This is a genomic window from Streptomyces sp. NPDC111516, assembly GCF_055635345.1.
This window is the reverse complement of sequence record NZ_JBVKBV010000003.1, coordinates 410,856-432,510: the sequence shown is the minus strand read 5'-3', so window position 1 is coordinate 432,510 and position 21,655 is coordinate 410,856. Positions and strand designations below refer to the sequence as shown.

Below are 21,655 nucleotides of genomic sequence, written 5' to 3'. Positions count from 1 at the left end.
CCTCACTGCGGTCGGTCGTCGGGGACGAGGCCGGGTGGATCGGGATCGACCGTGGCCGGTCGGGGCGGATCGGGGCGGACGTCGAGACAGAACACTCCTCGCAGATCGGTCACCACCAGGCGGGAACCGTCCGTGTCGAAGGCGAGCGCGACGGTCTGGTCCGGCAGCGGCAGCCGGGAGACCGGCCGCTCGTCACCGGACGTGGCCGGGAGGAGGCACAGCCAGGGCTTCTGCGCGCCACCGGACGCGGCCGCCAGGCTGTCGCCGACGGCGAACGCGAGCGTTCCGTCGCGCATTGCGGGGATGCCGAGCCCTCTCGTCCCGTGGTTCTCGTCCCACACGAACAGCCCCCCGCTGCGATCGAGCATGCCCACGGTGCGGCCGCTCGACGACACCACGGCGTGCTGAGCGGAGGGCATCAGCAGCGGCTGGCGCCGTACCGCCGTCACTCCCGTGTCCAGGACGCGCGCGGTCACGGTGCCGAACTCGGTGGTGGCGACGAGCCGTCTGTCGCCGGCCTCGCCTCCCAGGTGGACCTGGGTGACGCGGCTCGACCCCGGCACGGCGAACGACCTGGTCCGTCCGGTGGCGCCCGGTTCGACGAACTCGATCCGCGCGCCCCTGGCGACGGCCAGCAGGCCGTCGCCGTGCAGCGAGAACGCCGTCGCCCCGTCCAGCGCGGCCAGCGGCTCGGGGTCCCGGCCCGTCAGCGGCCGCCACAGCAGTCCCGCGCCGTCCGCGACGAGCGCGACGACGGGCTCGTCGTCGACGACGGCGAGCGCCAGGTGCGAGGCGATGCCGTCGTCCTCGGACCGCACCGCCTCGGCGAGCGGTGTGCCGTCCGCCAGGTCCCACAGCCGTATCGAGGCGTCGCCGTGGGTGGTCACCACATAGCCGTTGCCGGACGCGCCGGACGCGACCGCCAAGAGGTCGGGCACGGCCACGCCGTCCTTGGGGGTGGCCCACAGGACATCGACGCCGGCGCCGGCCCCGCGCGGGTTCAGACCGCGGCCATCGTCTCCGGACCTGAGGAGGCTGAGCTTCAGCTGGAACACCCGCTCCGCCTGGTGCAGTCCGGGCGTCTGGGTCCGTACGCCCGCACCGACCGGTTCCGGCAGGACCCGGGTCCCACCGTCACCCAGTTGCCGGGCGAGGGCGTCGCCCGGCAGCGCGGCCCAGAAGGGCAGCGAGGACAGTTCGGTGACGAACTTCTGGTCGAAGCGTTGGGCGGCGGCCGCGAACAGGGCGGTCAGGGCCGTGTCCGCCGCCCAGTCGATCCCGGGCTCGCCGGACATTCCGCCCGTGCCGGCTCCCGACGCGTGCACGGGCAGGCAGTCCCGTACCGCCTCGGCGAACTCCGACCCGCACGACTCCGGCGCAAAAGGGGTGGCGAGGCGCCACGACGAGGGCGTGGCGGAGCCGGGGCCCCTGCCTTTGCCCGTATCGGCACCCGTACCCGCGGTGTCCGTCACCGAGGTGCCCAACAGCTCCGCGGCCTCCCTCGCCTCCTCGGGGCTGTACGTCCCGCCGGAGCGGTCCGCAGCCGTGGCGAGCGCCGCCCAGTGCTCGGCCGTCAGGCCGGCATCGTGCCCGCACGCCGCCGCGGCCCGCACCGGCTCCAGCATCGCCCGGCACCAGTCCTCCGGGCGGCCACGGGAGGCGAGCAGGCTCTGATGGAAGTTCTTCAGCTCCTTCCCGGCCGCTTGCCGCGCTCGCGTCCCGCCGTCGCGGCCGTGCGGGGTGCCGAGGAAGTCGTCGACGGCGTGAACCGCCGCCCCGAAGTGTCCGTGGCAGGCGGCGGCGACCTCGTCGGCGCCCCGTGCGCGGGCATAGGTGCGGACGCCCTCGACGTCGGTGTCGAGCTGGAACACCGGCAGTTGGAGGTTCTGCCACACCGCGTCGGCGGCGGCGGCGTGGCCGGCCGAGGCCATGACGGTGGTGCGCGCGTACTCGGCCAGGGGGTCGAGCAGGTCCGTGACCACGGCCGCGGGCTCGTCGTCCGCCAGATGGAGGTCGTCCACCAGAACGGTCCGGGGAGGCAGGCCCTCCAGGGCCTCGCACAGCTCGTCCGGAGTCGGGGCGTTGCCCAGGTCGAGGCCGAGCGCCTTGGAGATCCGCCGGGCCAGTCCCGACACGCTGGCGTCCTGGGCGGACACGAGTGCGTGCACCGAGTCGTCCGGGAGGACCAGACCGCGCCGGGCGACGGGCGGCAGTAACCGCCGCCACTCGGTCTTCCCGCACACGGCCAGGTGTCCGAGGAGCGCGCTCTTGCCGACTCCGGCCGCGCCCCGGAGGATGAGCGGCCCGGCCGGGCCGCCGCCGGCGATGAACTCGCGGAGACGCCGCTGCTCCTTCGTCCGGCCCGAGAAGTACCAGCCTTCCTGGCCCGGCCTGCTCCGGCCGCGCGCGAGGTGGGACCACTCGTCGAGGTCCCGGTCGAGCCAGTCGGGCGATGTCCGGGGCATGTACGCCGGATCCGGCAGCGCGCGGCAGCCCCGACGGCCGGCGGAGTGCACCCAGACTTCCTGGCTGGCCGTCGGCAGATGGGCATTGAGCTGCTCCACGAGGACAGAGGGCTCGATGAACTCTTGCGTGCCGTCGCTTCGGGAGAGCGTCTTGGCGAAGACGCGGGCGAAAGCCATCTGTTGGGCCTGCTGCGTTCTGCGGGCGGTGGCGATCACCCAGGCGTCGTACTCGACGCTCCCGACGGCTGCCTGACTCTGAAGGGTCTCCATGGCACCGCCCGCGCCGGGCTCGGAGTAGCAGGCGTCGAGGACGATGACCGCCTGCTCGAAGAGCTTCTCCCCGTACAGGGTGTTGATGATGTCCGCCGGCTGAAGGAGATCCTTCGTCCGCCGTGTGGACGTCGGCAGGGCCAGGCCCCACGTGACGCCTTTCCGCACGCCGTGCCCCGTGCAGTAGACGAACAGGGACAGTGGTGGCTCCTGCTCGCCGCGGCTCACCGGCTCCAACCACTTGTCGAGGTCGTGGCACACGTCCTCCAAGCCCCGCTCCCCGGCCGCTCCCTCGGGCCTGGGAATCTCCCGCATCCCCAGGTCCTGGAGCGTGCGGCGCATCAAGTTCAGTTCGTCCGGGACGTGTTCGAGTCGCGCCAGGCCGGTTTCCTCGCCGTATGCGCCTTCCCCCGCCAGGAAGAACCACCGCTCACCCAAGAGCTGCCTCGACTGCGCGAGCGGTCCGCAGGTTGGTTAGGTAGCGGGTGCAGTCGTGCATGTGGAGCCGGGGGTTGGTGACGACGAAGTCCTCGACGTCTCCGCCGTAGAGGGTCGTGATGCGCTTGCGCAGGGCGACGACGTCCTGCTCGGCGGCCACGTTAACCCAGCGGCGCACGGACGGCGGGCGCCCCGGTTCCGCGTCGGCCGAGCGGGCCAGGCGGCGCCGGATGGACTTGAGCCCGAGCGGCGAGCCCATGGTGATCAGGGTGTCGATCCGGACGCCCTTGAGGTTCCACAGGACCTCATAGGCGGCCACGCTCCCCAGCGAGTGAGCGAGGACCACCCGCGTGTCCTCCTGGATCGCCGCCTCCAGCTCGCCCCGGATCTCCTGACCCAGTGCCGGGTCCTCGAAGTACCGGTGCACCTGCTTGATCTGGCGGATGAGGAGCGAGGCCGTCATGCCACCGAGGTACGGCGTCCTCTCCAGGATGTCGAGGCAGGCCTGCGCGCCGCGGACAACGAGCCCCTTGGAGGCCGGCTCGGCGTTCTCCTCGTCGAAGGCCGCCGGGTCCGCCTCCCGTGCCATGGCCTCCAGCAGCTCGTACTCGAAGCCGTCGGCCACGTCGGCGGCGGTATAGAGCACATCACCGCCGGACTTGCCCGTGCCGCCGTTATACAGGTGCCCGTAGAAGGCCGCCTCGAACGTCACCGCCCCGGCGTCGGGATACCGGATGTTCCGCAGGCCGGTGCTCAGCGCACCGTGCCAAGTCTCGTGCATCTCCTCGCGCGACTTCCAGGACCAACCGATGCCGTGTACGCCGACGATATGGGCCACGCTCGCCTCCCCCATTGACTGTCCAGAACATCCCAGACCAGCACCCCAAAAGGGTAGCGCCTGAGCACCTGGAGGCTGGTGCGCTAGCGGACATCTCCTGCACCCACACCCGATGTACGTGTCGGCGATCCCTGAACGTGGGTTCTGGATCACCTGTCGCTGAGAGGATGTCCCCTTCATGCACGAGAGGCGCCAGAGGGACTGACCTCGTAAGACGGCCGGGGCTTGTGGTCTCAGTTCTGGTCTCATTCACCCCCGTCCAGCCCCGTCCGGACGAGAGCACCCCGAACACTCCTCCGCAGGTCAGGACGCCTGCGGCCCCCGCTGGACCCCCGGACGAACATTTGGAAAGCGTGTTGGGGGCAACCCCTCACGAGTTCGAATCTCGTATCCTCCGCCATTGCTCTCACCGGGCAATACGTCGAAGTCGTGGGGTGACGGGTTCGAACCGTTTACGACCCGGACAGCGCTGCCTGTCCGGGCCTTTGGCGTTCTGCTCGCCGTCCGGTCAGGTACCGAAGGCCGCGGTGAGCACCCCGAGGCACAAGACCATGCAGTCGGCGAACGCCGTGCCGGTTACGAAGACAGCCTCGGATTGTCCTGTCCTTGAGCACCTTTTCAGCATGAAGGCCGGCGGGGCGACGACCACGGAAGCCAGTGCAGCCACGAAGAGCCAGGTGATTCGCGTCGCAGCGGGCAGGTCGCGTCCCGCCGTACGGACGTCGGACCGCCGCTCCGGGCCAGGATTCCTCGATCAGCGGACCGGCCCCATGACTCCCGTCCGGCTCCTGTTTGGCTCATGTTCGGCTCCTGTCAGATTCCTGTCAGGTTTCCGAGGTGGGACAACCGGTGACGACACGTCACCCTCTCCCCGGTGCGGGGGGCTCCTGGGGTTCCTGGGGCGCTGAAGCACGACCAACGACGAGGAGACACCATCGTGAGACAGGTCTCACGCGCACTGACGGCTGCCCTGGCGGCCGTGGCGCTGGCGGCGGGTGCGCCAGGGCCGGCGCACGCGCAACCGGCCGCCGATTCCATACCCGGCGCGCCGCCGGGCGCCTCCGGGGAGCGGCTGCCGGAAGGGTGGCGTGTCGAGGGCGGGGAGCTGGTCTGGAGCTCGCCCGAGCCCGTGGGCATGGGCGGCGCCCTGGTCGAGTTCCGCTCGGGGGAGCGGACCCTCGGCGTCCCGAAGCCCTCCCCCGACCAACGCACCTTCCGGCTCCGCCTCGACGGGGCAGGCGTCGGCCCGGTGAGCGAACTCCAGGTGGTCGCCGGTTCGCGGCGGCTGGACGCCGCAGGGGCCCACCAGGCACCCGGTCAGCGGCGCTCGTCGGCCGCGGCGGCGCCCCAGGAACCGTTCCCCGCCAACCCGGTCGACCCCGGTGTCGCCGGTAAGTACCGCACCACCAGCGGTGAGTACGCCCTGAAGTCGGTGAGGCTGCCGGGCTACGCCGAGCCCGTGGAGATGCGTGCCACGGTCGTCGGCCCGACGAACGCGCCGGGGAAGCGGCCGATGGCGCTCTTCCTCCACGGCCGCAGCGCCACCTGCTACGAGCCCGGCAAGAACAGCGCGGGCATGGAGTGGCCGTGCAAGCCGGGCAACAAGGAGGTCCCGAGCTACCGCGGCTTTCTGCACGACCAGAAGCGCTTGGCGTCCCAGGGCTATGTGACGGTCTCCATCTCCGCGAACGGTGTCAACGCGCAGGACGGCCGCGCGGCCGACTTCGGGGCGCAAGCCCGTTCGTCCCTGGTCCGCCAGCACCTCGCCCGCTGGGCGGAGTGGGGCGCGAACCCCGCGAAGGCCCCCAAGGCCGTGCGCGCGACGGAGCCCGCGGACCTCTCGAAGGTGCTGCTGGTCGGTCACTCCCGGGGCGGCGAGGGCGTCAACCGGGCCGCTCTCGACAGCGTCTCCCCGCCGCCGCCCGCCGAGGACGGCTACCGGGGGCCGGTGAGCTGGCGGATCCGCGGCACCGTCCTGATCGGCCCCACCATCTTCGGCCAGAACCCCACGCCCGATGTGCCCTCCATGACCATCCTGCCGGGCTGTGACGGCGATGTGAGCGACCTCCAGGGCCAGATCTACCTCGACGGCACCCGGGGCATCGGCCGGGGCACGGCGCTGCACAGTGCGGTGTACATGGTCGGCGCCAACCACAACTACTTCAACACGGAGTGGACGCCCGGCCAGGCCGAGGCCCCGGCCGCCGACGACTTCTGGGACGACAAGAACAACCCGGACCCAGTCTGCTCGGCACAGGCCAAGACCCGGCTGAGCGCCAAGCAGCAGCAGGCGGCGGGCACCACCTACATCGCCGCCGCCGCGCGGCTCTTCCTCGCGGGCGACGACCGGGTCCGCCCGCTGCTCGACGGCTCCGACCGGCGGGCGCCCTCGGCCGGCCCCGCCCTGATCCTGACCCACGCCGTCGGCGCCAACCGCATCCCGGCGATCCGGCCCGACGACCCGCTCTCGGTGACGAACGGGCGCGTGTGCCGGCAGATCACGACGAGCACCGCCCGGGCCTGCAGGCCGGACTCCGCCCCCGGCGGTTCGCCACACTTCGCGTCCTGGGCGGACACCACCAGTGAGCCGGGCCGCAACGCGGTCACGGCCCGCTGGACCAAGCCGGGCACCCCGGTCCGCCTGACGCCGGAGCACGCCTTCTCGCTGGCGGGCTCCGACGCGCTCGCCCTGCGGGTGATCGTGCCGCCGAACACCCGGGGCACCCGGCTCGACGTCGCCCTCACCGACACCTCCGGCAAGCGGGTGAGGCTCGGTCAGGTCACCGTCGACGGCCTTCCCGGCTCCGACTCGACGGCCGCGCACTGGGCGCGTGAGGTCCGCGTCCCGCTGAAGGCCGCCGTCAGCGCAGGTGTCGACCTGAAGCGGGCGCGGTCGCTGGAGCTCACTCCACGCAGCAGCTCCGGCGAGCTCTGGCTGATGGACGCCTGGGGCTGGCGCCCCGGCACCCCGGCGGTACGCCCCGTCGCGCTCCCGCGTGTCGACATCGGCAGGCTGACGGTCAAGGAGGGCGACTCCGGCACCCGCACCTACCGCGTGCCCGTCCGGGTCACCGGCAAGGGCACCGGCGTGATCAAGCTCGCCGTCCGCGACCCGGAGACCTACAAGTCCACCGTCCGCACCGTGGCGGTGAAGGCCGGTGGCTCCGCAGGCGTGTCGATCACGGTCGAGGGCAACACCCGCTACAACTACGACCTGCGTCACGAGGTCGCGGCCAAGCCCGTGCGCGGCACGGCGGTCGGCGGCGCCTTCGGGGGCGTGCTCGTCGAGAACGACGACCCCATGCCCACGGTCACCGTGACCCCGGTCGCCGACTCGGTCACCGAGGGCGAGAAGCTCACCTGGAAGGTCGAGCTCTCAGAGCCCGCCGACACCAACATCGAGACGCGGTTCGACCTCCTGCCGGTGCCCGAGGGCACGGAACTGTCCACGAAGGACGTCGACAAGGAATGGCTCTCCGAGCTCGGCGAGGCAGCCGACCCGGAGCGGCCCCTGTCCACGGACAGTCCCTCCCTCTGGGTGTCCATCCCCAAGGGCGAGACGAGCACCGAAGTGTCCGTGCCCACGGTCACCAACGCGCTGACCGAGTCCGAGAAGTCCCTGCGGATGCAGGTGTACATCCTCAAGGAGGACGAGTGGATGGAGGGCCCCCTCCTCACGGGGAAGGTCACGGACGCGCGCCAGGGCTGACGCCCGGGGTCCACGTCCCGCGCTGACAGTGCCTGAGCGCACCACCTGGACGATGGCACCGGCCCCCGCCACGGGGGCCGGTGCCATCGGCGTGAGGGGGCCACGCGGGGGCCACGGAAACCCGCTTCCCCCTCGACGGCCACTGCGGCTCCCTCCGGGGCGACGGGCAAGAATGACGCCGGGACCGGACTCGACCGCTACTACCAGCAGAGTCCCAGCTGGGGTAGCTGTGCCCGAAGGCCCCGACGACACTATGGGCCGCGACCTGGACAAGGCCGCCCCACGCGACCCCGAGGTCTGCTGGCGAAGCATCGAGCGCAACCGCGCGAAGCACCCGCCCTTTGCCCCGCTGACCAACAGCATCAGCCCATGCGCCTTTGGGGACCGGCTCCCGCGCGGGTCGGAGGCCTGAACCACAGCGGCGAGTCCTGTCGAGATGCAGCGGACTCGGACGTCATGCGACAGGTTCAACTCGTCGCGCCGCATCGGGCCTCGGCATGCCCACTCGGGTCGTCACTACGTGCGGGTGAAGAGCCGGTCCAGGTACTGATCGATGGCGGTGAGCGCCTGATGGGCCTCGATCACGTGGAGGTCGAGGAGCGTGGTGAAGCCGGTGAGGGCGAGCAGGAGGTCCGTTTCGACGAGTGGGTCGCGGTCCGGGGCGATGTGGCCGTCGGCGATCGCTTGACGGATCAGGTGCTCGATCATGGCCCGTCCATTGCGCAGCCCGTCGCGGACCTGCTCGTGCAGTTCCGGGTCGTGCAGTGTCTCCAGGACGTAGGCGGCGCTCATTCGGCTTGTAGCGCGGGAGTCCGGATGCAGGGGCAGCATCTCGCTGAGGGTCACTCGCAGGACGTCCCTGGGGTGCGGGGGTTGGTCGAGCGCGCGGAGGCTGTGCGCGACCCGCTGCGAGGTCTGCTCCGAGGCGAATTCCATGGCGAAGGTGAGCATGGCGGTCCGCGACGAGAAGTAGTGCTGCACCTGTCCGAGGGAGACGCCTGCCTCGCGGGCGACCTCGCGCATGGTCGCCGAGGCCAGTCCGCGCTCCTCCACCACCCGCCACAGGGAACGGGCTATCGCTTCCCGACGACCGCGGTGGTCGACCTGCTTCGGCACGTCCACCTCCTCTCCCGGATACATGTAACAATACAGCTGACTTGGAAAGGGTAACGGAGGGAGCGACATGGGTGCCACAACGGACCACCCCCGCGTGCGTACGACGGAGGGTGCGGTCGAGGGGCGTTGGCGTTCGGGGATGGCGGAGTTCCGAGGCATTCCCTACGCCCGCCCCCCAGTGGGTGGCCTCCGCTTCGCCGCACCCGCACCGCCGGCGCCCTGGGACGGCACGCAACAGGCCACCGAGTTCGGTCCGCTGCCTCCGCAGTCCGGGCCGGTCCAGGCCGAGTCGGCGCACGGGACCGATTGGCTGACGCTCAACGTCTCCACCGCGGATCCCGGGGCGGCGGGCCTGCCGGTGATGGTGTGGATCCCCGGCGGGGCCTACATCACGGGCGTGGGCAGCGACCCGACGCACGACGCCGCGCGGCTCTGCCGGGCCGGGCTCGTCGTGGTGACCGTCAACTACCGGGTCGGCGTCGAGGGGTTCGCCCACTTGGCAGGCGCTCCGGCCAACCGGGGACTCCTCGACCAGATCGCCGCGCTCGAGTGGGTGCAGCGCAACATCGGACGATTCGGGGGCGACCCCTCCCTGGTCACCGTGGCCGGCCAGTCCGCCGGAGCGGGGTCGATCGCCGCTCTGCTCACGATGAGGTCGGCGCGTGGGCTGTTCCGCCGGGCCATCACCCACTCGGTGCCGGGCAGCCACATCACTCCCGCGCTGGCCGAACAGGTGGCCGCCGTGCTCGCGGGCCGGCTCGGGATGCCGCCCACCGCCGACGCCGTGAGCGACGTCGATCCGTGGCGTCTGGCCGATGAGCTCACCGCGTTCGGCGCCGACCTCGCGACCGACCCCGCGCGCTGGGGTCGACTGGCCCAGCTGGGAGTGGCCGTCTGCCCCGTGGTGGACACCGACGTCCTGCCGGAGACACCGTGGTCCGCGCTGGGCGGAGGCGGCCGCACGGACGGCATCGAGCTCCTCGTCGGGCACACGCGGGACGAGTTCCGGCTCTTCTCCGTGATGACCGGCCGGTGGGGGACCTTCACCGACGACGACGCCCGGACCGCCCTCGACCTGTTCGCCCCGAAGCCGCACGGAGCGGCCGCCTACCGGACCGCCTTCCCGGGAGCCACCGCCGGCGAGCTGCTGGAGTCGGTGGAATCCGACGCGCTGTTCCGGATGCCGTCTCTCCACCTGGCGCAGGCCAACACGGTGGCCGGCGGTACGTCGTACCTCTTCGAGCTCTGCTTGGCCTCGACCGCGTTCTGCGGTGCCCTGGGGGCTTGTCACAGTCTCGACGTGCCCCTCGCCTTCGGCACGTTGGACAGCCCCACCGGCAGAGGGGTGTTCGGCGACGTACCCAGTCCCGCGGTCCTCCGGGTCTCCCAGGAGCTCGGAGACGCATGGGTCCGGTTCGCCGGCACCGGCGACCCCGGATGGGCGGCGTACCACCCCGATCAGCGGCTCACCCGCGTCCTGGACGCCGAGTCGACAACGGTGCCCTATCCCGAAGAGGTCTCCAGGCTGATCTGGGAGGGTCACACCCCGGCCCCGTTCGACGTCGCCACCGGCCGAGGATGACCGGCTCAGGCGGCGTCCGCGCATAGGACGCGCTGGTGGGGGCCCAGCCGGTGCCCCAACAGGTCGGTCACGACGTAGACGAGCAGCCAGAAGCCGAGGCCTATCCCAAGAGCCGGCTGCATCTCGACTTCAGGCCTGATGACCCCTTGCACGCCTGCGTCTGGTCCGGTCGCGGGATGCGCGGCACCCACCTGCGGCTCCCGAGCGGGTTCGCCCTCCCGCGCGAAACGGCCCGGACACATGCAGTCCCCGGTAGTCCTTCGGGGTTCCGTGAATTTCAGCCGTCGCTGAAAACTCCGGGATCGAGAGGATCTGCCGGGGGCCTGGCCAGAGCCAATAAGTGAGTCACGCGTATCAGTGAACGTCTTCACCAACGGTGCGGCTCGCTCTGGTTTTCTGGTGTATTGACGATTTTCCTCACTATTTGAGCCAGGTCAAGGGGTTTGCCACCTCTTCCTGAGAAATATCCCGAGCTCCTGCACGCGGGGCATGGTCCACGCCTTCTGCCGGCGCAGCGAGCGGCCACTACGTGGCCAAGGAGGCGCGCACGGTTGCCGTCGACGCCCCGCGCGCTCCCGGAAGGCGCTCGATGACCCCATTGGTCCGCCATTGCTCGCGGATCCTGAACGGTGCTCGCAGGCTAAGGGGAGCTCAGGCGGGGGTACTCATAGAAAGGGCGGCCCCTTGATGAGGATTGTCGTCGATCTCAACCGGTGTCAGGGCTACGCCCAGTGCGCCTTCCTCGCACCCGATGTCTTCGCCATGCACGGCGAAGAGGCGCTGCTGTACAACCCGCACGCCGACGGGACGCAGCGGGAGCAGGTGATGCGCGCCGCCACCGCGTGTCCCGTGCGGGCGATCCTGGTGGACGACCTGGGCGACGCGTCGGACCGGGCCGGACAAGGCCCCCTGCGAGAGGGGCTGTCCGGTGTCCGGTGACGGCGCTCTGGCGTGGCTGAGGCGCGAGGGGCGGATCGTGATCGTCGGCGCTTCTCTGGCCGGTCTCCGGGCTGCGGAGACCCTGCGGAAGGAGGGCTTCACCGGTTCGCTCGCGCTGATCGGCGACGAGCCCCATGAACCGTACGACCGGCCGCCGCTCTCCAAACAGGTCCTGCTGGGCCACGCCACCGCCGATCGCACCGCGCTGCCACGGCGTCTCGAACTCGACGCCCACTGGCGGCTCGGTGTCGCCGCCACCGGACTGGACATGGCGGCCAAGCGGGTGCGGCTGGCCGACGGGGACGAAGTGGAGTACGACCGGCTGCTGATCGCCACCGGCGTTCACGCCCGGCCCTGGCCGCACAAGGCCGAGGCCGAGCTGGACGGGGTCTTCGTCCTGCGGACGCGTGACGACGCGGCCCGGCTGCACCGGCGGCTGGCGGCATCCCCCCGCCGGGTGCTCGTCATCGGCGCCGGCTTCACCGGTTCGGAGATCGCGTCGGCCTGCCGCGAGCGCGGGCTGCCGGTGACCGTCGCCGAACGCGGCGCGGCGCCGCTCGTAGGCGCCCTCGGTGGGGTGGTCGGCCGGGCGGCCGCGGAGCTGCAGCGGGAGCACGGCGTGGACCTGCGCTGCGGAATCATGGTCACGAGCCTGGAGGGCGACCCGGCAGGGCGCCTGCGGCGCGCTCATCTGTCCGACGGCACCACCCTCGACACGGACGTCGCGGTGGTCTCGCTCGGCGCGACGCGGAACACCGAGTGGCTGGCCGGATCCGGGCTCGGCGCCGGACCGCGCGGAATCGCCTGCGACGCCGGGTGCCGGGCCTTCGACGTCCGCGGCATCGTGACCGACGACGTCTTCGTCGCCGGTGACGTGGCACGGTCCCCGCACGCGCTCTTCGGGTACCAGTTCCTGTCCCTCGAACACTGGGGCAATGCCGTCGCTCAGGCCGAGACCGCGGCACACAACATGATCAGCAGCAGCTCGGAGCGCCGCCCGCACCTGTGGGTACCGGCCTTCTGGTCCGCCCAGTTCGGCGTCAACATCAAGTCGGTCGGCGTCCCGTCGCTGGGCGAGGAGATCATCGTCGCGCAGGGATCGCTCTCCGATCACCGTTTCACCTGCGTGTACGGATATCAGGGCCGCGTGATCGCTGCCGTCACCTTCGACCAGACGAAGTGGCTGGAGTTCTACCAGCGCCAGATCGAGTCGGCTGCGCCGTTCCCGCCGGCCTACTCCTCGGTGGACCGCCGTCCCGAGGGTCTGCGCCCGGTCCCGGCCGAATTCCCGGACCCCTCACTGCCCACCCACGGACCGTCAGTCACCGTGAGCGGCTACTCACCGACCGACCAGCGGATCACCTTCGTCCCCGCACGGGCCTGATCGAGGCCCGAGAAGCCCGCTGTCCCACGCCCACAAGGACGCGCCACCAAGGACACCACCATGACGCAAGCCACGCTCCTGCGGCAGATCATCGACTACTCCAGCCGCGCGGACCCCTACCCGCTGTACGCCGAGCTCCGCAAGACACCGGTGCTTCAGGAGGGGGCCGACCTGTTCGTCGTCAGCACGTACTGGGAGATCAAGAGTCTGCTGCACGATCCACGGATCAGTTCGGACTCGCGCAACCTCTCCCCCAGTGCCGCGGGCACACTGCTCCAGGAGGAGGAGGCGTCGGCCCTGCCGCCCGCCTTCCTGAGACTCGACCCTCCCGAGCACGACCGGTTGCGCCGCATGACGATGCGCCCGTTCGGGCCGCCGGAAACCCCCCGGCGGGTCCACAACATGCGCGGCGAACTGACCCGGATCGTCTCCGACCTCATCGACGGTTTCAGGGACCGGAACCAGGTCGACCTCGTCGACGACTTCTCGTACCCCTTTCCCGTCACCGTGATCTGCCGACTGCTCGGGGTCCCGCGCGAGGACGAGGCGCTCTTCCACTCCTGGGCCGACACCATCGCCGCCGGACTCGACCCGGACCCGGGCCAGGACCCCGGCGAGCAGCGCCGCGTCACCCAGCAGGCCCGCACCGAGCTGGGGAAGTACCTGTCCGGGCTCATCGACGAACGCAGCGGCGCACCGGGCGACGACATGCTCTCCGCACTGGTCACCCAGTACGGCCCGGACGGGCAGATGACCCGGATGGAAGTGCTCAGCACGGCCGCGTTGCTCCTGATCGCCGGTCACGAGACCACGGTCAACCTCATCACCAACGGGATGCTCACCCTGCTGCGCAACCCCGACGTCCTGGCACGACTGCGGAACGACCCCGGTGCGGCCCTGCCGATCGTGGAGGAACTCCTGCGCTTCGAACCCCCCGTGCAGTTGCTTCCGCAGCGCACCACCCTCGCGGACATCGACATCGCCGGCACCACCATCCCCAAGGGCGCCTCCCTCTGGCTCGTCCTGGCCTCCGGCAACCGGGACCCGCGACGCTTCCCCGATCCGGACCGCTTCGACCCCGACCGGCAGGACAACCAGCACCTCGGCTTCGGCAGCGGCATCCACAACTGCTTCGGCGCGCCCCTCGCACGCCTGGAGGCACAGCTCGCCCTGACCGCGCTCGCCCGCAGGCTCGACGGCCCCCGGCTGGTGGAGGATCCGCCCCCGTACCGGCAGAACGCCGTGCTGCGCGGCCCCCGTCACCTGAACATCGCGTTCGACGGGCTCCGCACCCAGTAGTGGCTCACGTCGGGGACCGCCGACCATGATGGGTGGATGCCTGCGCATGAACCGGACCGGCACGACGCGTGGCCCTCGCTGGAGCAGCTTCTCGGGCTGATCGCACCCGGGATGCTCGATGTCGTCGTGGCGCCGCGTGGTACCGGCGTGCCGGTGGCCGACGTGGTGCTGCACGATCCCGGCGAGGAACGGGACGACGATGCCTGGGCGGCGCCCGGGGCGATCCTCCTCGCGGTCGGGGTGGAGGTCTCCTCGCCCGACGCGATCGACGTGCTGCGCGACGCGGAGCGGGCCGGGGCCGCGGCCGTGGTGCTGCGACGGGGCGGTCGCGGGCCGCGGACGGCGCTGGTGGAGGCGGCCGGCCGGGGCCGTACGGCATTGCTGACCCGGCGGCCGGAGCGGCGGTGGGCGGAGGTGCTGGGTCAGTTGCGGACGGCTCTGGTGCACAGCGCCCCCGCCCGGTGCGCCGGGGTGGACGGGGCAGCCGGGTCGGACGGGGCGGACGGGCTGCGGCTCGGCGACCTTTCGGGGTTGGCCAATACCGTGGCGGACCTGGTCGGCGGTGCGATCACGATCGAGGATCCGCAGTCGCGGGTGCTGGCGTACTCGCGGCTGGACCACGAGCCCGATCCGATGCGGCGGCTGACGATCCTGGGTCAGGAGGTCCCTCGCTGGCGGGTCGTCGAACTCCGCGAGAGCGGCTTCTTCCAGGCGCTCTGGGGCACCGACGACGTGGTGCGGCGCCCCGCCGACGAGCGGTCGGCCGAGCGGCTGGCCATCGCGGTGCGCCACGGGTCCGAGGTGCTCGGGTCCATCTGGGCCGTCGCCGACGGCCGCCCGCTCGCCGAGGACGCGGTGGCGGCACTGCGCACGGCCGCCCGGGCCGCCGTGCCCCACCTCTCCCACCACCGGACGTGGGGCCGGGCCGCGGCCGGAGCGCGCGAGGAGGCGGTGCACGCGCTCCTGAAGGGAAACGTCCGGGCCGCGCACGATGCCGGCGTCGCGCCGGACCGCCCATACGCGGTGCTGGTCGCCGAGGCGCACGACAGCCGGGATTCCGGTGCGGCCTCCGCCGCGGGGCAGCGGGTGCTGGATGTACTCGCGCTGCGGGCCGCCGTGTACCGGCCCGGATGCGTGACCGCGCGGTCCGGGGAGCGGCTGTACGTCCTGGTGCCCGCCGGGGACGGGAAGGCCGATCCGGCGCGCACCCTGCTGGTGGCGGTCCGCTCGGTGCCGCGCAGTGTGGTGTTCGCGGGCGTCGGGCCGGTGGTGGCGGACCTGTCGGGTCTGCCCGCGTCGCGCGAGGCCGCGGAGCTGGTGGTACGGGTGCTGCGGGAGCGGGCCGCCACGCTGCCGGCCGCCGAGGTGGTGTCGGCGGTGGCGGGATACGCGGAGGTGGGCGCCGACGCGGCGCTGCTGCGGTTGCTCGACGGGGTGGAGCCGTTGTGGCAGTCGCTGTCGGGGCCGGTGCACGCGATGGTGGAGCACGATCGGGTGCACGGTTCGCAGTACGGCGATTCGGTCGCCGCCCACCTCGACGCGTTCGGGGACACGGGCAGGGCCGCGCAACGCCTCAACGTGCACCCCAACACCTTGCGGTACCGGCTGCGCCGGGCCCGGGACCTGTTCGGCGTGGATCTGGCCGACCCCACCGTGCGGCTGCTGGCGGACATCGGTCTGCGGCTCGCCCGGCGGTCCGGCTGAGGACGAGCCCGCCGTCGGACCATGGTGATCCTTGCGCTGTCGGACGGTACAGCCGAACCGGCACTGCGTGGTCGCCCATGACGAAGACATGCCGGGCCTCGCGCACCGAAGCTGTGCGTGGCGGCCTGCCGCTCGGCGGACGCAGTGCACGACCGACCTATGGAGTGTGGTTCACGTGACTTCCGGTTCGGCCCATCAGCGCGGCAGCGCCCGTGCGGCGGCGCTGGCACGTGCCGTCGAGGACGGGCTGCTCGGCCCCGGCGCACCCCTCGTCGGCCTCCTGGACGTCGACGGTGTGCTGGCCGCGGTGGACGCGCTGAACGAGGCGTTCGAGGGGCCGGCGACCGTACACCACACGTTCGCGGCCAAGGCGTGCGGACTCGTGCCGGTGCTACGGCTGCTCGCGGATGCGGGGATGGGCTGCGAGGTGGCCTCGCCCGGTGAGCTGGAACAGGCCCTGGCGGCCGGGTTCCCGTACGACCGGCTGGTCTTCGACAGCCCCGCGAAGACGGTCGAGGAGCTGGAGTCGGCCCTCGCCCATGGCATCGCGATCAACCTGGACAACTTCCAGGAGCTGGCCCGGGTGGACGGCCTGCTGGCCGGCCGGGAACCCGCCGGACCGATCGGGCTGCGGGTAAACCCGCAGGTGGGGGCGGGTGCCATCGGTGCGGTGAGCACCGCGACGGCAACCTCGAAGTTCGGTGTGGCGCTGCGCGATCCCGGGGCCGTCGACGCGGTGATCGACGCCTTCGCGCGCAGGCCCTGGCTCAACCGGCTGCACGCGCACGTCGGTTCCCAGGGTTGCCCGCTGCCGCTCATCGCCCAGGGCATCCGCGCCGCCTACGAACTGGCCGAACGCATCAACGCACAGCTGGGCCACGCCCGGATCACCGGGCTCGACATCGGCGGCGGCCTGCCCGTGAACTTCGCCGGCGAGGACGACCGGCCGACGTACGCCGACTACGTGGCCGAACTCCGCGGCGCCGTACCCGGACTGTTCGACGGCCGCTACACCCTGGTCACGGAGTTCGGACGCTCCCTGCTCGCCAAGAGCGGAACGATCGGAACAATCGTCGAGTACACCAAGTCCGCCGGGGGACGGCAGATCGCGGTCACGCACGCGGGGGCCCAGGTCGCCGCCCGTACCGTGTTCATGCCCGAATCCTGGCCGCTGCGCGTCGGGGTCTTCGACGCCTCGGGCCGCCCCAAGCAGGGCCCGACCGAGGTCGTCGACATCGCGGGTCCCTGCTGTTTCGCCGGGGACCTCACCGCGGCCGGGCGCGAGCTTCCCGTCATCGAGCCCGGCGACGTGGTGGCGCTGTACGACACCGGGGCGTACTACTTCTCGTCGCACTTCTCGTACAACTCACTGCCCCGGCCCGCTGTTTACGGCTATCGGACCGGCACCGACGGACGGGTGCGGTTCGCGCTCGTGCGGGAGGCGCAGAGTGTGCGCGAGGTCGTCGAAGAGAGCGGTCTCGCGCACGCGGACGCGCTGGTCGGCCTGGGCACGGACTGACGCCTAAGCTCCTCCGAGCCCGGCGCGGGGCCGGTCTGCGTTCCGGGTTCACGGCCTGCGGCCGAAGAACTCGACCTCGGCGACGGCCAGTCGGCGGCCACGGCCCGCTCCGTAGGTGGTGTCGGTGGTGAGCCTGGCCCGGACGATCTCCGAACCGCGCAGGTCGAACGTCTGCTGGCCGGGCTGGTCCTTGACCCTCAGCTTCCTGCTGACCCGGGTTCCGTCGGCGGAGGTGAGCTGGACGGTGATCCTGGCCGGGCGGGCCTGGGTGAGGAACTCGTCCATCTTGGTCGACGTACCGGAGAAGACCACCAGCTTCAGCACCCGTACGGGCTGCTCGAAGTCGCACTCCAGATACTGGCCCACCCCCGTTTCGGGGCCCGCGGCCGACGGCGCCCAGTAACGGTTGTTGAAGCCGTCGAACGCCGCGCCCGCCGGGTGGCCCGGCGCCGTGCTGGAGGCCCGGAACCGGGTGGGCGGCACCGCCTCCGGCGTTCCGGTCTCGTCCTTGGCGACTCCGAACCAACTGGACAGATGCGGAAGAGCGAACCAGACGCCGCACGCCACCACGATCAGCAGGATCGGAAGCATCAGACGGGGGCGACGCCACAGCCTGCGCCGCGGCCGGGTACCGGCGGTGGGCGCCTGGCGCGGTCGCCTGCGAAGGATCCGGCGCCACCACGGAGGCCGGGCCTCGGGCGGCGGCCCCGGGTCGAGGAGCAGTGCGCAGCGGATGCACAGCGTACGGTCCGGGGCGTTCTCCGTACGGCAGTTGGGGCAGCGGACGGGGGTGGCGGGAGGTGGGCCCGGGGGTGTGTGCGGAAGTGGCGGTGGTACGTCGGGCAGCGCCTCGGGCCCGGGCACCGACTCGTCCGGCTCGTCCCCGGGACGACGCGGGGCGGCCGGAGCGACGGGGGGCTCGGGTTGGCGTTGGGGTTGGGGTTGGGGTTGGGGTTGGGGCCCCGGTGGTGGCTGGGGCGCAGGCGGTGGCTGGGGCGCGGAGACGGGCGTAACAGGCGCGGCAGGGGCAGCAGGGGCAGCAGGGGCAGCAGGGGCAGCAGGGGCAGCAGCAGAACTGTCCCCCGCCCTCTCCCATTCCAGGAACGCCTGGCACGACGTGCAGAACTGCGTCCCCGGCGCATTGCTCTGTCCGCACGCTTCACAGATCACGAGACCTCCAGGTCGAAGCCCACATGCGCCGGAATCTCCGTACGGATCAGTTCCTCCAGCCGCACCCTGTCGACCCGGTACGGCTGTGCGGCCCGCACCCGGACCGTCACCCACGGCCGCGAGCCCCCCGGGAACTGCGTGTGCGGCGTCGACGACCACGCCGTACCGCCGCTCTCCACGATGTCCGGCTCGATCCCGGTCTCCAGGAAAACCGCCTCCGCGAGACCGCGCCGGGTGCCGCGCCTGCTGTGCCGCTCCACCGCGCCGCGTACCGTCTCGCGCCGCTGCTCGGCCGGGTGGTCCGGGCGGATGTCGACGGCCACCCACTGGGCCAGCCAGGAGAGGAAGTCCTCGGGCGCGCTGCGGGGATCGAGGTGGGCGGGCAGATTGTCGATGGAGAGCAGGACCGGGGCGAGTACCTCGTCGAGCGCCGCGAGGAACCGTCGCAGGAAATCCTGCTCCAGGTAGACCGCCGGGAGCTGTTCGATCAGCGGGTGCGGTGTCGGCAGGCCGTTCACGGCTGTACGCATGACGGTCAGGCCCCCTGTACCCGGAGCTGGTGCTCGTAGCTGAAGACCAGTGCGTGCCGGTCCAGTGCGATCTTCGTGGTGGGTTCGCCGCGCTGTCCGGTCACCGGGTCCGCGGGGAAGAGCCGTACGTCCTCCACCAGGTCCACGCCCGGCACCTGTTGCAGAACGGCGAACGCCTCACCCGACTGGATCGGCCGGCCGAACGGCCAGCCCTGGCCGCCCGGTCCGCCGCTCAGCGGGTTGAAGTAGCTGTACAGGGCCGCCAGCGCCTCCTCGCGTACCTGTTCCAGCACGACGCCCCGGCGGGCCTGGACCGAGGCGACCACGGTGACGCCCTGGTAGTAGGGCGGTTCGACCACCAACCGGGCGCCGATGGGCCGCCGTTCGTCCAGATGGCCCGCGATCAGAGCGAGGGTGTGCTGCGGCGGGATGAGTTCATCGAACTGGATCCGGCCCTGCTCGTCGCTGCGCCCGGCCGGCACGACGAGCAGCCGCACCCCGCCCGCCTCTACGTCCGAGTCCCCGCCGGCCGGGATGCACTGGACCCGGGACGCGTCGGGGGCGACCTCGCGGGCCAGCAGTTCGTAGTCGTGCGGTACGACGGCCCGGTGCAGGGTCCGCAGTGTCATGGGCCCGCGCACGCGTGCGCTGTCCACCGTCTCGCCGTCGACTCCGCCGAGCGCGGGCCGCCGGTTCTCCACCCGGGCCACGTAGGGGATGGCGCTGCGCAGCACCCGGAGCGTGGAGCGGGCGACGTTGCCGCGCAGACCACCGCCGGTGCGGTACGAACGCACGCGTACGGTGGCGCCCTTCGGCGGCACCTTCCCGTAGTGGCGGATGGAGCCGTCCCGCTCCCGTACCGCCGGACCGAATTCGACCCGCCCCGAGTTCGGGTCGAGCGTGATGTGCCGGTCTTCGGGTCCGGAGTGCGCGAAGTCGTCGACGCGGGTCCATTCCGTGCCCCGCGGGCCCCCCGCCGGATCCGCGACCTCGACGACGAATTCGCCGGGAACGACCGGTGGGCGACTCACCGTGAAGGTCTGCCCGGGTACGCCTTCGGCCGGGCCGAGCACCTCGTCGGTGACGGTCTCGGCATGCACGGCCCCGACGGTCGCGCCGATCGTGAACGCGGTGATCCGGCGGACCACCGGGGGCGCCATGTAGGTGGGCTGCCCCGGGGCGGCCTCCACCAGCCGGCAGCGGAGCCAGCCGCCGGTCCGGCGCACGACGACGGCCGGAGTGTGGCCCTTTGGAAGGTGCAGGATCAGCTCTCCGGACCGGTTGAAGCCGCCGGTGTCGTCCTTCTCGACCTCGCAGACCGTCCAGGCGCTGCCGTCCCAGGCCTCCCAGAGCAGCGGCGGCCGCAGCGGGTCCACGCCGACGCCCTCGACGGCGCAGTCCAGCCGGAGCACGACGACGCCCGAGGGGACGGCGGCCGACAGGCCCAGATAGAGGGCGTCGCCGGGTGCGGGCGTGGTGTCGAAGCAGGGGACGGCCCGGCCGAGCGTGAGTTCCTCCGTACGGTCGACTGCGTCGCCGGACGTCGGCCAGGTGGCGAGATGGGCGAACTCGCACGGCACTATGGACAGTTCACCGACGGTCGTGAAGACCACCGCTTCCTCGGTCTCCGTGCGTACGCTGGCCACCTCCGTGCCGGCCCGTACCCGTACCGGTTCGGGCTGCGGCGCCGAGAGCCGGAACGTCACATCGGTGTGGGCGGCCGTGGGCGGGTGGAGCCGGACCCCGATCAGGTCGAGGAAGGTCAGATAGCTCTTCTCCGGCACCCGGTTCACCCGGTAGACGAGCTGGTCGACCATGGTCGCGAAGGCCTCGATGAGCGTCACGCCGGGGTCCGACACATTGTGGTCGGTCCACTCGGGGCAACGCTGCTGGACGAGCCGTTTCGCCTCGTCGACCAGGCCCTGGAAGCGGCGGTCGTCCAGATGCGGACTGGGCAGCGTCACGCGCCGTCCACCTCCTCGTGCTGCGGGATCACATAGAACGGGAAGACCAGGTTCCGGGGGTCGTTGGCGCCTCGTACGGTGTAGCCGATGTCGATGTACAGGACCCCGTTGTCCGCCTCGTCGAACCGGACGACGACCTCGGTGACCTCGATCCGGGGCTCCCACCGGTCCAGTGCCAGACGCACCTCGTACGCGAGCTGCCCGGCCGTGCCCGCGTCCGCCGGGGCGAACACGTAGTCGTTGATGGCGCAGCCGAACTCCGGCCGCATCGGCCGCTCACCCGGTGACGTCGCCAGGATCAGCCGGATCGACTCCTCCAGCTCGTGCTCGCCGCGCACCAGGGCGATGGAACCGGTGGCGTCGGTACGCGGTGGGAAGGCCCAGCCCGCGCCGATGAACTCCTGACCCATGGACGCTCAGCCTCCGATCAGTACCGTCGGGCACCCGGACACGACGGGTGAGCCGCAGGCGGCCTGGTCCCCGACGCGGGCGGCGGGCTGCCCGCCGATCAGCACCGTGGCGCTGCCGGGCGGCGCGATCGCGGACGGGGCGTGCACCGCGGGCGGCGGCGACGCGCACAGGTGCGGGGTGCCGACCGTGGCGGCGGGGAGCCCGCCGATCAGCACGGACGGGACGCCGGGGGGCCCGACCGTGCCGGGGTGTCCGGTGGGGTCGCCGACCCGTGCGGCTGCCGCCGCGGCTGCTGACATGGAAGTCCGTTCCTCTCG

The 21,655-nt window shown here is 71.9% G+C and carries 15 protein-coding genes; 7 read left to right on the top strand and 8 right to left on the bottom strand.

Annotated features, from left to right (window positions below; all coding sequences use genetic code 11):
- Positions 1 to 2: 2 nt before the first annotated feature.
- Both ACZ7L9_RS09920 and ACZ7L9_RS09915 read right to left on the bottom strand, forming a co-directional pair.
- A complete protein-coding gene (locus ACZ7L9_RS09920; protein WP_471414047.1) occupies positions 3 to 3,173 on the bottom strand; it encodes a hypothetical protein in 3,171 nt (1,056 codons plus the stop codon).
- Positions 3,166 to 4,011 (bottom strand): hypothetical protein, encoded by an 846-nt coding sequence (locus tag ACZ7L9_RS09915; RefSeq protein ID WP_471414045.1) that lies wholly within the window; start codon positions 4,009 to 4,011, stop codon positions 3,166 to 3,168. Before ACZ7L9_RS09915 ends, ACZ7L9_RS09920 begins: the two co-directional genes overlap by 8 nt.
- Positions 4,012 to 4,948: 937 nt before the next feature.
- On the opposite strand from ACZ7L9_RS09915, the gene ACZ7L9_RS09910 reads away from it, so the two are divergent.
- Positions 4,949 to 7,720 (top strand): hypothetical protein, encoded by a 2,772-nt coding sequence (locus ACZ7L9_RS09910; RefSeq protein WP_471414044.1) that lies wholly within the window; start codon positions 4,949 to 4,951, stop codon positions 7,718 to 7,720.
- Between the two features lie 516 nt (positions 7,721 to 8,236).
- On the opposite strand, the gene ACZ7L9_RS09905 is transcribed toward ACZ7L9_RS09910, so the two are convergent.
- Entirely contained in the window at positions 8,237 to 8,836 is a 600-nt protein-coding gene (locus ACZ7L9_RS09905) for a TetR/AcrR family transcriptional regulator (protein ID WP_471414042.1), read from the bottom strand.
- A 67-nt stretch (positions 8,837 to 8,903) separates the two neighbouring features.
- On the opposite strand from ACZ7L9_RS09905, the gene ACZ7L9_RS09900 reads away from it, so the two are divergent.
- From ACZ7L9_RS09900 to ACZ7L9_RS09875, 6 genes are all read left to right on the top strand, one after another.
- On the top strand, positions 8,904 to 10,418 hold the full coding sequence (locus ACZ7L9_RS09900) for a carboxylesterase/lipase family protein (protein WP_471414041.1): 1,515 nt from the start codon (positions 8,904 to 8,906) through the stop codon (positions 10,416 to 10,418).
- A gap of 687 nt (positions 10,419 to 11,105) precedes the next feature.
- Positions 11,106 to 11,357, top strand: a complete 252-nt coding sequence (locus tag ACZ7L9_RS09895) for a ferredoxin (protein WP_471414039.1) — start codon at positions 11,106 to 11,108, stop codon at positions 11,355 to 11,357.
- On the top strand, positions 11,347 to 12,741 hold the full coding sequence (locus ACZ7L9_RS09890) for an NAD(P)/FAD-dependent oxidoreductase (protein WP_471414038.1): 1,395 nt from the start codon (positions 11,347 to 11,349) through the stop codon (positions 12,739 to 12,741). Before ACZ7L9_RS09895 ends, ACZ7L9_RS09890 begins: the two co-directional genes overlap by 11 nt.
- Before the next feature lie 60 nt (positions 12,742 to 12,801).
- The gene (locus ACZ7L9_RS09885) at positions 12,802 to 14,040 is read left to right on the top strand and encodes a cytochrome P450 (protein ID WP_471414037.1); all 1,239 of its coding nucleotides are present in this window, start codon (positions 12,802 to 12,804) and stop codon (positions 14,038 to 14,040) included.
- Between the two features lie 36 nt (positions 14,041 to 14,076).
- Positions 14,077 to 15,744 (top strand): PucR family transcriptional regulator, encoded by a 1,668-nt coding sequence (locus ACZ7L9_RS09880; protein ID WP_471414036.1) that lies wholly within the window; start codon positions 14,077 to 14,079, stop codon positions 15,742 to 15,744.
- A gap of 175 nt (positions 15,745 to 15,919) precedes the next feature.
- Complete coding sequence (locus ACZ7L9_RS09875) at positions 15,920 to 17,263, top strand: diaminopimelate decarboxylase (protein ID WP_471414034.1); 1,344 nt, start codon at positions 15,920 to 15,922, stop codon at positions 17,261 to 17,263.
- 48 nt (positions 17,264 to 17,311) lie between these two features.
- Here ACZ7L9_RS09875 and ACZ7L9_RS09870 read toward each other — a convergent pair whose 3' ends face one another.
- From ACZ7L9_RS09870 to ACZ7L9_RS09850, 5 genes are all read right to left on the bottom strand, one after another.
- Positions 17,312 to 17,854 carry a discoidin domain-containing protein gene (locus ACZ7L9_RS09870; RefSeq protein WP_471414033.1) on the bottom strand — a complete coding sequence of 181 codons (543 nt, stop codon included), beginning with the start codon at positions 17,852 to 17,854 and terminating at the stop codon, positions 17,312 to 17,314.
- A gap of 575 nt (positions 17,855 to 18,429) precedes the next feature.
- The gene (locus ACZ7L9_RS09865) at positions 18,430 to 18,963 is read right to left on the bottom strand and encodes a phage tail protein (RefSeq protein ID WP_471414032.1); all 534 of its coding nucleotides are present in this window, start codon (positions 18,961 to 18,963) and stop codon (positions 18,430 to 18,432) included.
- A 5-nt stretch (positions 18,964 to 18,968) separates the two neighbouring features.
- Entirely contained in the window at positions 18,969 to 20,927 is a 1,959-nt protein-coding gene (locus ACZ7L9_RS09860) for a putative baseplate assembly protein (protein ID WP_471414030.1), read from the bottom strand.
- Positions 20,924 to 21,337: a GPW/gp25 family protein gene (locus ACZ7L9_RS09855; RefSeq protein ID WP_471414028.1), complete on the bottom strand. Its 414-nt coding sequence runs from the start codon at positions 21,335 to 21,337 to the stop codon at positions 20,924 to 20,926. The genes ACZ7L9_RS09860 and ACZ7L9_RS09855 overlap by 4 nt, the downstream gene beginning before the upstream one ends.
- 6 nt (positions 21,338 to 21,343) lie before the next feature.
- Positions 21,344 to 21,637 (bottom strand): PAAR domain-containing protein, encoded by a 294-nt coding sequence (locus ACZ7L9_RS09850; RefSeq protein ID WP_471414026.1) that lies wholly within the window; start codon positions 21,635 to 21,637, stop codon positions 21,344 to 21,346.
- Positions 21,638 to 21,655: the final 18 nt, after the last annotated feature.